We start from the raw sequence: 14,422 nt of genomic DNA, 5'->3' as shown, positions 1-14,422 counted from the left end.
CGGGCCGGCCGAAGGGCGGGTCCCCCGGTTCGCCGACGCGGTGCGCCGCACGGTGGAGGGTCACCCCCGCAGCGGGCCACGGGGACGATCCGGCGGCTCCCCGGGCCGAAGGCGCGGGCTCAGAACTTGAAGTCCCCGATCATGCCCGCCACGTTGCTGGTCAGGTCACTGATCGTCGGGGCGATGGAGGAGCTCGCCAGGTAGAACCCGAGCAGTACGCAGACCACCGCGTGCCCCGCCTTCAGACCGGCCTTCCTGACCAGCAGGAAGACGACGATCAGCAGCAGCAGCACCGCCGAAATCGAAAGTGCCACAGCGGCTCACCTCCAGGGCCTCGTGGTCCGACAGCAATTGCCAACCGGTTGTTACCCACTCTCGGCAGTGGATCATAACTTTGTGGCGCACCGCATAGCTCGTCGCACGGGAGCACGCGGGGGCGCATGGCCGGATCTCGCGGTTGGCGTGCGCGGGGCCCGCCGGCGGGCGGTGGCACACTCCCCCCATGACGCAAGCGCTCTCGTTCCCGCGGCAGTACGCCCGCACGCAGCGGTTCTCGCTCGGCGCCCCGCGCGCCTTCACCGTGTCGCCGGACGGCGGCCGGGTCGTCTTCCTGCGCTCCCGTACCGGCACCGACCGCTCGCACCTGCTGTGGGTGCTGGACCTGGAGTCCGGCACCGAACGGGTCGCGGCGGACCCCGAGGTGCTGCTGTCCGGTACGGCGGAGGAGTTGTCGCCGCAGGAGAGGGCGCGCCGGGAGCGCAGCCGGGAGGGTTCGGCCGGGATCGTCGGCCACGCGACCGACGACGCGGTGGAGCTCGCCGCGTTCGCCTTGTCCGGGCGGCTGTTCACCGCGGAACTGCGGGCGGGCACCGCCCGGGAGATCGCCGTGCCGGGCCCGGTGGTGGACCCGCGCCCGTCGCCGGACGGCCGCCTGGTGGCCTACGTGACGGACGGCGCACTGCGCGTGGTCGCCGCGGACGGCGGCGGGGACCGTGCGTTGGCCGAGCCCGAGGGCCCGGACGTCACCTACGGGCTGGCCGAGTTCATCGCGGCCGAGGAGATGTCCCGCAGCCGCGGCTACTGGTGGTCGCCGGACGGCGACCGCGTACTGGCGGCACGGGTGGACGCGTCCCCGGTCCGCCGCTGGTGGATCGCCGACCCGGCGAACCCCGGGCAGGCGCCGGCCGAGGTGGCCTACCCGGCCGCGGGCACGCCGAACGCCGAGGTCACGCTGGTGCTGCTGTCGCTGGACGGCACGGCCACCGCGGTGGAGTGGGACCGCGAGCGCTACCCGTACCTGGCGCAGGTGCACTGGTCGGCGGCGGGCCCGCCGCTGCTGCTCGTCCAGACCCGCGACCAGCGCGAGCAGGTGTACCTGGCGGTGGACACCGCCACCGGGGGCACCCGGGAGGTGCACCGGGACCGCGATCAAATCTGGCTCGATCTTTTCGCCGGGGTGCCCGCGTGGACGTCCGGCGAGCGCCTCGTGCGGATCTCCGACGAGGACGGCGCACGGTCGCTGTTCGTCGGCGAACAGCCTTGGACGGGGCCGGAGTTGCACGTACGTGCAATGCTCGGGCGGGACGGCGACGCGGTCCTGCTGTCGGCCTCCGCGGGACCGGGCGCCAAGGACCCGGAGATCGGCGAGATCCATGTGTACCGCGCCGACGGGGGCCCGGGCGGACCGGTCCGGCTGAGCACCGCGCCGGGGGTGCACTCCGCGGTGCGCGCCGGGGGCGTCACGGTGCTGTCCTCCGCGTCACTGGGGTCGGCGGCCACTTCCGTGCGGGTGCTGCGGGACGGCGAGGAGGTGGCGGAGATCGCCTCGTACACCGAGACCCCGGTCCTCACCGCGCGCCCGGTGCTGGTCGGCGCCGGCGAGCGCGGGGTGCCGGCGGCGGTGCTGCTCCCCTCGGGGTACCGGGCGGACGACGGCCCGCTGCCGGTGCTGATGGACCCCTACGGCGGGCCGCACGGCCAGATGGTGGTGAGCGCCCAGCGCGGCTACCTGCAGGCGCAGTGGCTGGCCGACCAGGGCTTCGCGGTCGTCGTCGCGGACGGCCGGGGCACCCCCGGGCACTCCCCCGCCTGGGAGAAGGCGATCGCGGGCGACTTCGCGGGGGTCACGCTCGACGACCAGGTCCACGCGCTGCACGCGCTGGCCGGCCACTACCCGCTGGACCTCACCCGGGTGGGCATCCGCGGCTGGTCCTACGGCGGCTACCTGGCGGCGCTGGCCGTGCTGCGGCGTCCGGACGTCTTCCACGCGGCGGTGGCGGGCGCCCCCGTCACCGACTGGCGGCTGTACGACACGCACTACACCGAGCGCTACCTCGGCCACCCCGAGGAGCGGCCGGCGGTGTACGCCGCCAACTCCCTGGTCACCGACGCCGGCCTGGCGGACCCGGCCGAGGAGGTCCGGCCGCTCATGATCATCCACGGTCTGGCCGACGACAACGTGGTGGCCGCGCACACCCTGCGGCTCTCCTCCGCGCTGCTGGCCGCCGGACGCCCGCACGAGGTGCTGCCGCTGTCCGGCGTCACGCACATGACGCCGCAGGAGGAGGTCGCCGAGAACCTGCTCCTGCTCCAGGTCGCCTTCCTCAAGCGCTCCCTGGGCGTCGGGCAGGACTAGGGCGTCCCGGCGGGTCAGGGCGGGTCCTGCAGATAGGCCGCCCGCGCCTCGGAGCCCGGGCCGGGGCCGGGGCCGGGCGGCGGCTGCCCGTACGCGCCGAACACGGGGAGGACGGCGGTCTGCTCGTAGAGCGGCATGGACAGGTTGTCGGCGGCCGCCGGGACCTCCGCCTCCACGTACGGGTCGCCGCCGGGCACGCCCACCGCAGCGAGGTCACCGGGCACGAGCAGCAGCGTCACCACCAGGGCGGCGCCCACCGCGAAGGCGGCGGCGAAGTCGTCGGCGGCCGGGGCGTCGATCCGGGAGGTGCCGATCACCGGGACCGCGGTCACCGCCAGCAGCCCGGCCACGGAGATGCCCAGCGGCCGGGCGAACGGGGCCCGGGAGAAGGCGGCGAGGCCCGCGGCCGCGGCCAGCCCGGCGGTCGCCCAGATCAGCCACTCGTAGGGCGCGCCCAGTTGGGAGTCGACCAGGTAGCCGCCCGTGGCGGTGCGCCAGAAGAAGCCCGGGGGCAGCGGCGCGTTCGGGTCGGAGCGCCGGGAGAACTCCAGGACCCCGGCGATGAGCGCGACCACCAGCAGCAGCATCCCCGCCAGCACGCCCGCCGCGGGCCGTGGCGGGGCGGGCGCGTCCTGGCCGGTGCGCCGTACGACCACGAGCAGCACGAGAGCGCCGACGACCTGCCCGGCCGCGGTCAGCAGCAGGGCCCCCTGCAGCCCCGGCGCCCCGCCGCCCGCGGCGGGGGCGAGCAGGTACGCCGTGGGGGTGCGCAGCGCCAGCGTGACCACCGAGGCCGCCCCGAGGACCCCGACGCCGCCGGGCTTGAGGGACGCGACCGCGGCGGCCGCGTAGAGCGCGAGGAGCAGCAGGTCCACGGTGGAGGTCACCAGCGGCGCCCCGCCGACCGGCACCGCCAGCCCGGCCCACACCTTGACGGCGCCCTCCGCGCGGAACTGCACGAGGTCCTGGCCCAGCCAGACCGCCTCTGCGGCCCCCAGGGCGGCGCAGACCACTCCTCCGAGCCGATACGCCCGCCGCACGGCCACCTCCCCGGCCCTTCCGGCAGCACTGTCGTTTGGCCTTCGCAGGGGATACGCAGCGGGCCGCCCCACCGTTCACCGCCGGCGTGCTGCGGCATGCGGCGGCGCGCGGCGACGTACGGCGGCCGGCCGGGGCGACGCATGTTCGCCCCGGCCGGCCCACGGCACCCGCACGGCCGTACGCTGCCCAGCGTGGCGCGTCCGTATATCGGTGACGCTTCGATCAAGTTGCGCACGTGTAAAAGAAATTCATCCTGAATCCACCGCATTCGCCGAGCGACCGCGGAAGCTGTCAAGCACGCGTTCACGACAATATCCAAAACCTTGCCCCAAGATAACGGCGATCTTGCCTTCCGGTCGCTTCACCCCCTTGACTGGCCGCCAAATCCATTGCCCAATACCGGCTAGCTAGCCACGGGCGTTCACACGCGCCGCCAAATCTCTTTGGTGCGGGGGCAGATGACCATGTCCAGTCCGAGCACGGCCGCGAACCGGCCGGAACCCGTTCCGGCAGAGGCACCCGCCCACGTCGAGGGCACCGGGAAGGAGCCCTCGGAACTCGTCGGGCGCTCCCCGGGGCAGCTGGCCTGGCTGCGCTTCCGGCGCGACCGCACCGGAGTGATCTGCGCCGGCGTCGTGGTCCTCTACCTGGTCGTGGCCCTGGCCGCGCCGCTGATCTCCAAGGTGTACGGCAAGAACCCGTACGAGCTGTACGGCCAGGACCTCGGGCTGCTGAACAGCTACGGGATCCCGCTCAAGCCCAACGGCGGCATCGACGGCGACTTCTGGTTCGGGCTCGAACCCCAGCTCGGCCGGGACGTGTTCACCCTGCTGATCTACGGGATCCGCACCTCGCTGGGCATCGCCCTCGCCGTGACCACGGTCTCCGTCGTGGTCGGCGTGCTGATCGGGCTCGTGCAGGGCTACCTCGGCGGGCGCACCGACTACTTCCTGGGCCGGTTCTCGGACCTGATGCTGTCCTTCCCGCAGCAGCTGTTCTTCATCGCCTTCACCCCGGTGATCGTGGCGCTCTTCGTCTCCCCGCGCGACGAGGAACCGACCTACGTGCGCATCGCGGCGCTGGTCATCGTCCAGTTCGTGCTGGGCTGGATGAGTGTCGGCCGGCTGGTGCGGGCCCAGGTGCTGAGCCTGCGCGAGCGCGAGTTCATCGAGGCCGCGCGGATCAGCGGCGCCTCCCCGGCGCGGATCATCCGCAAGGAGCTGCTGCCGAACATCTGGTCCACGATCCTCGTCCAGTCGACCCTGCTGCTGCCGGTGAACGTCACCGCCGAGGCGGGCCTTTCCTATCTCGGTGTCGGAATTCTGCCGCCCACCCCGGACTGGGGCCTGATGTTCCAGCAGGCCGCGGCGTACTACGAATCCGACGTCACCTTCATGTTCTTCCCCGGCATCGCCATGGTGATCTTCGTGGTGGCCTTCAACCTGCTCGGGGATTCGGTCCGGGACGCACTCGATCCCAAGACCGTGCGTTAGGTGTCCAAGCCGCCGCGCCGGGCCCCTGTGGGGGGAGACCGGGCGCGCCGGTATCCGCAGTTCGGTTCACTGACAGGCAGGGAACAATGAGAATTCGCAAGGCGCGTCACGCCTCCGCGTTCCTGGCGTTGGGAGCTCTGACACTGTCCGCCGCGTGCAGCAGCGGTGGCGGCGGGGGGACGGGCACCGGCGGCGGCGAGGGCAAGAAGGCCACCGTGCAGAACTTCGGCATCGGCACGGCCGCCGACTCCAAGGGACCCGCCCCGGAGGTCCCGGGGGCCACGAAGGGCGGCACGGCGTACGACCTCGACCAGGCGGGCTTCGACTACCTGGACCCCGGCCAGCAGTACGTCAGCGACCAGCTGTCGGTCCAGTTGCTCTACAACCGCTCGCTGACCGGCTACAAGATCGACGCCAAGACCGGCAAGACGATCCTGGTGGGCGACCTCGCCACCGACACCGGCAAGCCCTCCGACGGCGCGAAGACCTGGACCTTCACCCTCAAGGACGGCCTGAAGTTCGAGGACGGCACCCCCGTCACCTCCAAGGACGTCAAGTACGGCATCGAGCGGCTGTTCGCCGACTACCAGACTCAGGGCCCGCAGTACATCCAGAAGTGGCTCTACGGCGCCGACTACCGCAAGGCCTACACGGGCCCGTACGAGGGCAAGGAGATCCCGGCCGACAAGATCGACACGCCGGACGACAAGACCATCGTCCTCCACTTCCTGGAGGCGCACGCCGACGCGCCCTACGCGGCCGCGATGCCGAACATCTCGCCGGTGCCGAAGGCCAAGGACGACAAGCAGAAGTACAACAACCACCCGGTCGCGACCGGCCCGTACAAGATCGCCAGCTACAAGCCGGGCAAGGAGCTGGTCTTCGAGCGCAACACCAACTGGGACCCGAAGACCGACCCGATCCGCAACGCCTACCCGGACAGCTGGAACTTCCAGCTGGGCATCGCGGAGCCGGGCCTGACCAACCGGCTCGCCGCCGAGGACGGCGACGACAAGTACGCGGTGAACCTCTCCGGTTCCTCCGACCCGTCGAAGATGCAGACGCTGACGACGGACGCGCAGTACAAGTCGCGGACGGTGAACCAGTACCAGCCGTACGTCGAGGTCATCAACATCAACACCAAGCGGATCACCGACCCGAAGGTCCGCCAGGCGATCATGTACGCCTTCCCGATGACCCAGGTCCAGCAGGCCTTCGGCGGCGGCGCGCAGGGCGAGCTCGGCACCACGCTGCTCAGCCCGACCGTGGCCGGCTGGAAGAAGTACGACCCCTTCGGCAAGCTCGACAAGCCCACCGGTGACGTCGAGAAGGCCAAGGAGCTGCTGAAGGAGGCCGGGGTCACCGGCAAGGTGAAGCTCTCCTACGCCTACGCCAACACCCCGCGCTGGCAGAACGTCTCGCTGACCATCGAGAAGGCGCTGGAGAAGGCCGGCTTCGACGTCCAGCGCAAGGCGATCGACCCGACCTCGTACTACACGGTCGTCGGCAAGCTCGACACCCCGTACGACATCTACCGCACCGGCTGGGGCGCGGACTGGCCCGCCTCCTCGACCGTGGTCCCGCCGACCATGGACGGCCGCAACCTCGCCGACGGCACCAACAACTACTCGTTCCTCAACGACGAGCACGTCAACTCCGAGATCGACCGCATCCTGGCGATCACGGACATCAACAAGCAGAACGACGAGTTCCGGACCCTGTCCGAGTACGTGCTGAAGAACGACACGTCGCAGATCCCGTTCATCTTCGACAAGTACTTCAACATCCACGGCTCGGGCCTCGGCGGCGTCACCTACAACGAGGTCTACGGGACGATCAACCCGAACACGATCTTCGTCAAGCAGTAGGCCCAGCGCAGACACGCCGGTCCCGGCCTCTCCCCGGGCCGGGACCGGCGTCCCGACGGAACCGACGGAGAGCCTGACCCATGCTGCGTTTCCTGGTACGCCGTGTGCTGGGCGCGCTGGTCATCCTGCTGCTGATCAGCGCCATCACGTACTTCCTCTTCTTCTTCCTGCCCTCCGACCCGGCGCTGCTGTCCTGCGGCAAGAACTGCAGCCCGCAGAACGTGGCCCTGATCCGCAAGAACCTCGGCCTGGACCTGCCGATCTGGACCCAGTACTGGCACTTCATGGTCGGCATCTTCGCCGGCCGGGACATGCCCATCGGCCACTGTCCGGCGCCGTGCTTCGGCTACTCCTTCGCCGACCAGCAACTCGTCTGGGACACCATCGCCGACCGCTACCCGACGACGCTGTCGCTGGCGATCGGCGGCGCCACCGTCTTCCTGTGCGTCGGCGTCGGCCTCGGGCTGGTCTCCGCCTGGCAGCAGGGGAAGGCCTTCGACCGGATCGCCAGCGGCGTCTCGCTGGTCGGCAACTCCGTGCAGATCTACTTCCTCGGACCGATCGCCATCGGCCTGTTCGCGAGCAGCTGGCACGTGCTGGACCGCGGGCACGACCCCGACTGGTCGCACGACCCGTGGGGTTCGGTGCAGGGGCTGATCCTGCCCTGCCTGGTGCTCTCGGTGATCTTCTGGTCCAACTACAGCCGGCAGACCCGCTCGCTGATGGTGGAGCAGCTGTCCGAGGACCACATCCGGGCCGCCCGCGCCAAGGGCATGTCCTCCCGCTACGTCTTCCTGCGGTACGCGCTGCGCGGCGCCGCCGCCTCCATCATCACCATCTTCGGCATCGACCTGAGCGCCGTCCTGGGCGGCGCGATCATCACCGAGGTCACCTTCGGACTGCACGGCCTCGGCCTGCTGTCCGTGCAGGCCGTGCTCCGCAGCGACCTGCCGCTGGAGATGGCCGTGATGCTGATCGGCGCCACGATCATCGTCGTCTGCAACATCGTCGTCGACGCCGCCTACGCCCTCATCGACCCGCGGATCAGGCTGTCGTGAGCCGGGACGCCTGCCGGCACGCAGAGGAGAAGCACCGTTGAGCATCCTCACCAAGACCGAGGCGGGGCCGCCCGGGCCCGGGGACCCCGCGCCGTCCGGGCCGTTCCTGTCGGTCCGCGACCTGTACGTGCAGTTCGCCACCGAGGACGGCGTGGTCAAGGCCGTCGACGGGCTCTCCTTCGACCTGGAGCGCGGCAGCACCCTGGGCATCGTCGGCGAGTCCGGCTCCGGCAAGTCGGTCACCAACCTGGCGGTCCTCGGTCTGCACGACCGCCGCAACACCACCGTCCGCGGCGAGATCGTGCTGGACGGGCAGGAGCTGACGGGTGCCTCCGAGCGGACCCTGGAACGGCTGCGCGGCCGGAAGATGGCGATGATCTTCCAGGACTCGCTGACCGCGCTCTCCCCGTACTACTCGGTGGGCCGGCAGATCGCCGAGCCGTACGTGAAGCACATGGGGGCCTCGAAGAAGGCCGCCCGGGAGCGGGCGATCGAGATGCTGGCCCGGGTGGGCATCCCGCAGCCCCGGCTGCGGGTGGACGACTTCCCGCACCAGTTCTCCGGGGGCATGCGGCAGCGCGCGATGATCGCGATGGCGCTGGTCTGCGACCCGGCGCTGGTCATCGCGGACGAGCCGACGACGGCCCTGGACGTGACCGTCCAGGCGCAGATCCTCGACCTGCTGAAGGACCTGCAGCGGGAGACGGGCACGGCGATCGTCATCATCACCCACGACCTGGGCGTGGTCGCCAACACGGCGGACGACGTGATGGTGATGTACGCGGGGCGCTGCGTGGAGCGCGGCACCGTGCACGAGATCCTCAAGGCCCCCGAACACCCCTACTCCTGGGGGCTGCTGGCCTCCATCCCGCGCCTGTCGGCGCCGGTGGACCTGCCGCTGTCCCCGATCCCCGGCAGCCCGCCGAGCCTGCTCTCCCCGCCCTCCGGCTGCCCCTTCCACCCGCGCTGCGGCTTCACCGGGGAGGTCGGTGGCGGACGCTGCACCACCGAGCGGCCCGCCATTCCGGAGGGCGAGCGGCACGGCTCCGCCTGCCACCTGGAACGGGAGCGGAAACGGGAGATCTTCACCGGGCAGATCCGGCCCCGGCTGGGCGGAGGTGCGCGGTGAGCGCCGCGGAGCAGGACCACGCGCGGGGGGAGACCATGGGCCCGCTGCTCGAAGTGACCGGGCTGCGCAAGTACTTCCCCGTGCGGGGCGGCTTCCTGGTCAAGCGCCACGTGGCGGACGTGCGGGCGGTGGACGGCATCGACTTCACCATCGCCGAGGGCGAGAGCCTCGGCCTGGTCGGCGAGTCGGGCTGCGGCAAGTCCACCACCGGGCGGCTGGTGACCAGGCTGCTGGAGCCCAGCGCGGGACGGATCAGCTACCGGGGCCGGGACATCACGCACGCCTCGCGCAGGGAGCTGGCCCCGATCCGCTCCGAGATCCAGATGATCTTCCAGGACCCGTACGCCTCGCTGAACCCGCGGCAGACCGTCGGGCACATCGTGTCGGCGCCCCTGGAGATCAACGGGATCGACCCGCCGGGCGGCCGTGAGAAGCGGGTGCGCGAGCTGCTGGAGACCGTCGGCCTCAACCCCGAGCACTACAACCGCTTCCCGCACGAGTTCTCCGGCGGCCAGCGGCAGCGCATCGGGGTGGCCCGGGCACTGGCGCTGGAGCCGAAGCTCATCGTGGCCGACGAGCCGGTGTCGGCGCTGGACGTCTCGATCCAGGCCCAGGTGGTCAACCTGCTGCAGCGCCTGCAGCGGGAACTGGGCATCGCCTTCCTGTTCATCGCCCACGACCTCGCGGTGGTACGGCACTTCTCGCAACGCGTGGCGGTGATGTACCTCGGGCGGATCGTGGAGGTCGGCGAGCGCCGGGACATCTACGAGCGGCCGCGCCACCCGTACACCCACGCCCTGCTGTCCGCCTCGCCCGAGCCGGACCCGGACGACCGCCACGCGACGGAGAGGATCCGCCTCGCCGGCGACGTGCCCTCGCCCGTCTCGCCGCCGTCCGGCTGCCGCTTCCGCACGCGCTGCTGGAAGGCGCAGGACAGGTGCGCCACCGAGGAACCTCCCCTGGTCCGCCTGGAGGGGAACCGGGAGGGTCACCTGAGCGCGTGCCACTTCCCCGAGGAGCCGACGACCGCGGCCCGCGGCGAGGACGTCGTCCTCGACCCGGCACTGGCCGCGATCGAGGAGACGCCCGCCGACAGGACCCCTTGACCCGGGCCGACAGACGTCTCCGTTCGGAGCCCGACCCGCGCCCACACCCCTGCACCACCGGGCGCGGGTCGCGCGTTCTTGTGGCTCGGTTCGCCCGGCGCGCCGATCCGCGGCTCACTTGCCCGGGGCCTCGGGCGGCACCACCGTCTTCTCCTCGGCGAAGTGGCACGCGCTGGCGTGCGCCGCCGGGGAGTCCACCCCCCGGAAGACCGCGGGCACCGCGAGTTCCGGCACCTCCAGCGTGCAGCGTTCGCGCGCCTTCCAGCAGCGGGTGCGGAAGCGGCAGCCGGAGGGCGGATCGGCGGGTGAGGGGACGTCGCCGCTCAGGATGACGCGCTCGCGGTGCGCGCGCGCCCCGGGGTCCGGCACCGGCACCGCCGACAGCAGCGCCTGGGTGTAGGGGTGGGTGGGGTGGTCGTAGATCTGGGTGCCGTCGCCCGTCTCGACGATCCGCCCCAGGTACATCACCGCCACCCGGTCCGAGATGTGCCGGACGATCGACAGGTCGTGGGCGATGAAGAGGTAGGAGAGGTCGAACTCGTCCTGCAGCCGCTCCATCAGGTTGACGACCTGCGCCTGCACCGACACGTCCAGCGCCGAGACCGGCTCGTCGGCCACGATGACCTCGGGGCGCAGAGCCAGCCCGCGGGCGATGCCGACGCGCTGCCGCTGGCCGCCGGAGAACTGGTGCGGATAGCGGTTGACGTGCTCGGGGTCGAGGCCGACCACCTCCAGCAGTTCGCGCACCCGGCGCCGCCGGTCGCCCTTGGGCGCGGCGTCCGGATGGATCTCGTACGGCTCGCCGACGATGTCGCCGACCGTCATGCGCGGGTTCAGCGAGGTGTACGGGTCCTGGAAGACCATCTGGATGTTCCGGCGCACGGCCTTCAGGGCCCGGCCCGACAGCCTGGTGACGTCCTCGCCCCGGTAGAGGATCTGACCCTTGGTGGCCCGTTCCAGGTGCACCAGCAGCCGGGCCACGGTGGACTTGCCGCACCCGGACTCGCCGACGACGCCGAGGGTCTCGCCGCGGTGCAGGTCGAGGTCCACGCCGTCGACCGCCTTCACGGCGCCGACCTGCCGCTTGAAGACGATCCCCTGGGTCAGCGGGAAGTGCTTGTAGAGCCCGCGCACCTGGAGCACGGGCTCACCGCTGGTCCTCACCGAGGCACTCCCTCCAGAAGTGGCAGGCGCTGCCCCGCCGGGCGTCGATCCGGTACAGCTCCGGCTCGTCGGTGGCGCACACGTCGCGGGCCAGCGGGCAGCGCGGGTGGAAGGCGCAACCGGAGGGGATGCGCAGCAGGTTGGGCGGCAGGCCCTTGATCGCGTAGAGCTCGCGGCCCTTGCGGTCCAGGCGCGGGATCGACTCCAGCAGGCCCTTGGTGTACGGGTGCGCGGGCGCCCGGTAGATCTCGTGGACGGGCGCGGTCTCCACGATGCGCCCGGCGTACATCACCGCGATGTGGTCGGCGACGTCGGCGACCACGCCGAGGTCGTGGGTGATGAGGATCAGGCCCATGCCGTACTCGCGCTGCAGCTCCGCCAGGAGCTCCATCACCTGGGCCTGGACGGTGACGTCGAGCGCGGTGGTCGGCTCGTCGGCGATGATCAGCTCGGGTTCCAGGGCGAGCGCCATCGCGATCATGACGCGCTGCCGCATGCCGCCGGAGAACTGGTGCGGGTACTGCCCGACGCGGTCGCGGGCCGCGGGGATGCGCACCCGGTCCATGAGCTCCACCGCCCGGGCCCGGGCGTCCTTGCGGGACATCCCGCGGTGCACCCGGAACATCTCGCCGAGCTGGTCGCCCACGGTCAGCACGGGGTTGAGGGCGGACAGCGCGTCCTGGAAGATCATCGCCATCCTGGCGCCGCGGACCTTGCGGCGCTCCTCGGCGCCCATGGTGAGCAGGTCCTCGCCGTGGAAGAGGACCTCGCCGCGGGTGACGAACCCGGGCGGCGAGTCGAGGATGCCCATGACGGCCTGCGCGGTGACCGACTTGCCGGAGCCGGACTCGCCGAGCACGGCCAGCGTCTGGCGGGGTCGCACCGCGTACGAGACCCCGTTGACGGCGCGGGCGACGCCGTCCCGGGTGCGGAACTCCACGTGCAGGTCGCGTACGTCGAGCAGGGGCGGCTCGTCCGGGGCCGCGGCGGCCATCGCTCCTCCGTCCATCAGCGCAGCTTGGGGTCGAGGGCGTCGCGCACCGCGTCACCGAGCATGATGAAGGCCAGCACCGTCACGCTCAGCGCCCCGGCCGGCCAGAGCAGCATGTGCGGGGCGTTGCGGATCTGGGTGGAAGCCTGCGAGATGTCGATGCCCCAGGAGACGGTGGGCGGCTTCAGCCCGACGCCGAGGTAGGACAGGGTCGCCTCCAGGGAGATGTACGTGCCGAGCGCGATGGTCGCGACGACGATGACGGGCGCGACCGCGTTGGGCGCGATGTGCCGCAGCAGCAACCGGGTGTTGCCGGCGCCGAGCGCCCGGGCGGCCTGGACGTAGTCGTTCTGCTTGACGGTGATCACCGAGCCGCGGGCGATGCGGCCGATCTGCGGCCAGCCGAGCAGCACGATGAAGCCCACCACCGGCCACACGGTGGTCCCGGTGACCACGGACAGGAACACCAGCCCGCCCAGGACGATCGGGATGCCGAAGAAGATGTCGCTCACCCGGGAGAGCACGGCGTCCGCCCAGCCGCCGTGGTAGCCGGCGAGGCCGCCGAGCAGCGCGCCGAGGAGGGCGGCGCCGACGGTGGCGCAGATGCCCACGGTGAGCGAGGCGCGGGCCCCGTGGACGACCCGGGTGTAGACGTCGCACCCCTGGGTGTCGAAGCCGAAGGGGTGGCCGGGCGAGGAGCCCTGCTGGGAGTGGTCCAGGTTGCAGCTGAGCGGGTTGCCGGGGGCGATGAGCTGCGGCCAGACGGAGATGACGACGAGGAACAGGATGACCAGCGCGGCGACCACGAAGACCGGGTTGTGCCGCAGGTCCCGCCAGGCGTCCGACCACAGGCTGCGGGGCCGGTCGGCGGCGTCCCGGCCGGCCGGGACGCCCGGCGCCGTCCCGGGGGCCGGCGTCCGCTCCAGGGTGCGTGCCTCGTCCTGGCCCAGCCCCATGGCGGCTCCCGTCCCGCCGGCCGGCTCCATGGCCTCGTCGGGGTGGTTGCGCGGTTCAGGCATAGCGGATCCTCGGGTCGAGGACGGCGTAGAGGAGGTCGACCAGCAGGTTGGCGAGGAGGAAGACGATGACCAGGATCGTCACGAAGCCCACCACGGTCGCCGAGTCCAGCCGCAGGATGCCCTGGTAGAGCTGGTAGCCCACGCCGTGGATGTTGAAGATGCGCTCGGTGACGATGGCCCCTCCCATCAGCGCCCCGATGTCGGTGCCGATGAAGGTGACCACCGGGATCAGGGAGTTGCGCAGCAGGTGACGGGTGATCACCCGGCGTCTGGGCAGCCCCTTGGCGACCGCGGTCCTGACGTAGTCGGCCCGGACGTTCTCCACGACCGAGGTGCGGCTGAGCCGGGTGACGTACGCGAGCGAGGTCAGGGCCAGCACGAACGCCGGCACGATCAGCTCGTCGAACCGGGCCTCCGAGGAGACCGAGGGCGCGATGACGTTCCACTTGACGCCCAGCAGGTACTGCAGCACGTAGCCGGTCACGAAGGTCGGCACGGAGATGACGACGAGGGTGCCGAGCAGCGTGGCGGTGTCCGCGGGACGGCCGCGGCGCAGGCCGGTGAGGACGCCGAGGGTGATGCCGATGACGATCTCGAGGATGACGGCGAGGACCGTCAGCCGCAGCGTGACGGGCAGGGCGGAGGCCAGCAGATCGGTGACCGGCTGGCCGTTCCAGGCGGTCCCGAAGTCGCCCCGGAAGATCTGCCCCATGTAGCGCAGGTACTGCTGCCACAAGGGGTGGTCCAGGTACAGGTCGTGGCGGATCTGCGCGGCCGTCGCCGGGTCGCAGGCGCGGTCCCCGCAGCGGGCCTGGACCGGGTCGCCGAGCGCGTACACCATGACGAAGATGAGCACGGTGGTGCCGGCGAAGACCGGGATCATCTGCAGCAGACGGCGGATGACGTACCGTCCCATGG

At 71.5% G+C, this 14,422-nt stretch carries 12 protein-coding genes; 6 read left to right on the top strand and 6 right to left on the bottom strand.

Annotated elements, in window-relative coordinates; all coding sequences use genetic code 11:
- Positions 1-119: 119 nt before the first annotated feature.
- Positions 120-314, bottom strand: coding sequence for a hypothetical protein (locus ABZ479_RS01035; protein WP_499607081.1), 195 nt, complete (start codon positions 312-314; stop codon positions 120-122).
- Positions 315-502: 188 nt separating this feature from the next.
- On the opposite strand from ABZ479_RS01035, the gene ABZ479_RS01030 reads away from it, so the two are divergent.
- A complete protein-coding gene (locus ABZ479_RS01030; protein ID WP_500459196.1) occupies positions 503-2,635 on the top strand; it encodes a S9 family peptidase in 2,133 nt (710 codons plus the stop codon).
- Between the two features lie 14 nt (positions 2,636-2,649).
- Here ABZ479_RS01030 and ABZ479_RS01025 read toward each other — a convergent pair whose 3' ends face one another.
- On the bottom strand, positions 2,650-3,675 hold the full coding sequence (locus tag ABZ479_RS01025; protein ID WP_500459195.1) for a hypothetical protein: 1,026 nt from the start codon (positions 3,673-3,675) through the stop codon (positions 2,650-2,652).
- Positions 3,676-4,140: 465 nt separating this feature from the next.
- Here ABZ479_RS01025 and ABZ479_RS01020 point away from each other — a divergent pair, with 465 nt between their 5' ends.
- The 5 genes from ABZ479_RS01020 (at position 4,141) to ABZ479_RS01000 (ending at position 10,330) form a co-directional block, all read left to right on the top strand.
- Positions 4,141-5,169, top strand: a complete 1,029-nt coding sequence (locus ABZ479_RS01020; RefSeq protein ID WP_500459392.1) for an ABC transporter permease — start codon at positions 4,141-4,143, stop codon at positions 5,167-5,169.
- A gap of 86 nt (positions 5,170-5,255) precedes the next feature.
- The gene (locus ABZ479_RS01015; protein ID WP_500459194.1) at positions 5,256-7,037 is read left to right on the top strand and encodes an ABC transporter substrate-binding protein; all 1,782 of its coding nucleotides are present in this window, start codon (positions 5,256-5,258) and stop codon (positions 7,035-7,037) included.
- A gap of 80 nt (positions 7,038-7,117) precedes the next feature.
- Complete coding sequence (locus tag ABZ479_RS01010) at positions 7,118-8,095, top strand: ABC transporter permease (protein WP_499607095.1); 978 nt, start codon at positions 7,118-7,120, stop codon at positions 8,093-8,095.
- Between the two features lie 37 nt (positions 8,096-8,132).
- Positions 8,133-9,224 carry an ABC transporter ATP-binding protein gene (locus tag ABZ479_RS01005; RefSeq protein ID WP_500459193.1) on the top strand — a complete coding sequence of 364 codons (1,092 nt, stop codon included), beginning with the start codon at positions 8,133-8,135 and terminating at the stop codon, positions 9,222-9,224.
- A gap of 35 nt (positions 9,225-9,259) precedes the next feature.
- The gene (locus tag ABZ479_RS01000; RefSeq protein ID WP_500459391.1) at positions 9,260-10,330 is read left to right on the top strand and encodes an ABC transporter ATP-binding protein; all 1,071 of its coding nucleotides are present in this window, start codon (positions 9,260-9,262) and stop codon (positions 10,328-10,330) included.
- 114 nt (positions 10,331-10,444) lie between these two features.
- Here ABZ479_RS01000 and ABZ479_RS00995 read toward each other — a convergent pair whose 3' ends face one another.
- From ABZ479_RS00995 to ABZ479_RS00980, 4 genes are read right to left on the bottom strand one after another with little or no spacing between them, the layout of a single operon-like run.
- Positions 10,445-11,494: an ABC transporter ATP-binding protein gene (locus ABZ479_RS00995; protein ID WP_500459192.1), complete on the bottom strand. Its 1,050-nt coding sequence runs from the start codon at positions 11,492-11,494 to the stop codon at positions 10,445-10,447.
- Complete coding sequence (locus ABZ479_RS00990) at positions 11,478-12,503, bottom strand: ABC transporter ATP-binding protein (protein ID WP_500459191.1); 1,026 nt, start codon at positions 12,501-12,503, stop codon at positions 11,478-11,480. The genes ABZ479_RS00995 and ABZ479_RS00990 overlap by 17 nt, the downstream gene beginning before the upstream one ends.
- Positions 12,503-13,504: an ABC transporter permease gene (locus ABZ479_RS00985; protein WP_500459190.1), complete on the bottom strand. Its 1,002-nt coding sequence runs from the start codon at positions 13,502-13,504 to the stop codon at positions 12,503-12,505. Before ABZ479_RS00985 ends, ABZ479_RS00990 begins: the two co-directional genes overlap by 1 nt.
- Positions 13,497-14,420 (bottom strand): ABC transporter permease, encoded by a 924-nt coding sequence (locus tag ABZ479_RS00980; protein WP_500459189.1) that lies wholly within the window; start codon positions 14,418-14,420, stop codon positions 13,497-13,499. Before ABZ479_RS00980 ends, ABZ479_RS00985 begins: the two co-directional genes overlap by 8 nt.
- Between the last annotated feature and the right edge of the window lie 2 nt (positions 14,421-14,422).

The sequence above is a fragment of the Streptomyces sp. NPDC005722 genome (assembly GCF_040630935.1).
Taxonomy (GTDB): Bacteria; Actinomycetota; Actinomycetes; order Streptomycetales; family Streptomycetaceae; genus Actinacidiphila.
The sequence above is the reverse complement of the archived record's forward strand: the minus strand, read 5'-3'. Positions and strand labels throughout refer to the sequence as shown.

Coding starts and splice junctions, on each gene's coding strand:
- ABZ479_RS01030 (WP_500459196.1), top strand. CDS start 503: ATGACGCAAGCGCTCTCGTTCCCGCGGCAGTACGCCCGCACGCAGCGG.
- ABZ479_RS01010 (WP_499607095.1), top strand. CDS start 7,118: ATGCTGCGTTTCCTGGTACGCCGTGTGCTGGGCGCGCTGGTCATCCTG.
- ABZ479_RS01020 (WP_500459392.1), top strand. CDS start 4,141: ATGTCCAGTCCGAGCACGGCCGCGAACCGGCCGGAACCCGTTCCGGCA.
- ABZ479_RS00985 (WP_500459190.1), bottom strand. CDS start 13,504: ATGCCTGAACCGCGCAACCACCCCGACGAGGCCATGGAGCCGGCCGGC.
- ABZ479_RS00990 (WP_500459191.1), bottom strand. CDS start 12,503: ATGGACGGAGGAGCGATGGCCGCCGCGGCCCCGGACGAGCCGCCCCTG.
- ABZ479_RS00980 (WP_500459189.1), bottom strand. CDS start 14,420: ATGGGACGGTACGTCATCCGCCGTCTGCTGCAGATGATCCCGGTCTTC.
- ABZ479_RS01000 (WP_500459391.1), top strand. CDS start 9,260: ATGGGCCCGCTGCTCGAAGTGACCGGGCTGCGCAAGTACTTCCCCGTG.
- ABZ479_RS01015 (WP_500459194.1), top strand. CDS start 5,256: ATGAGAATTCGCAAGGCGCGTCACGCCTCCGCGTTCCTGGCGTTGGGA.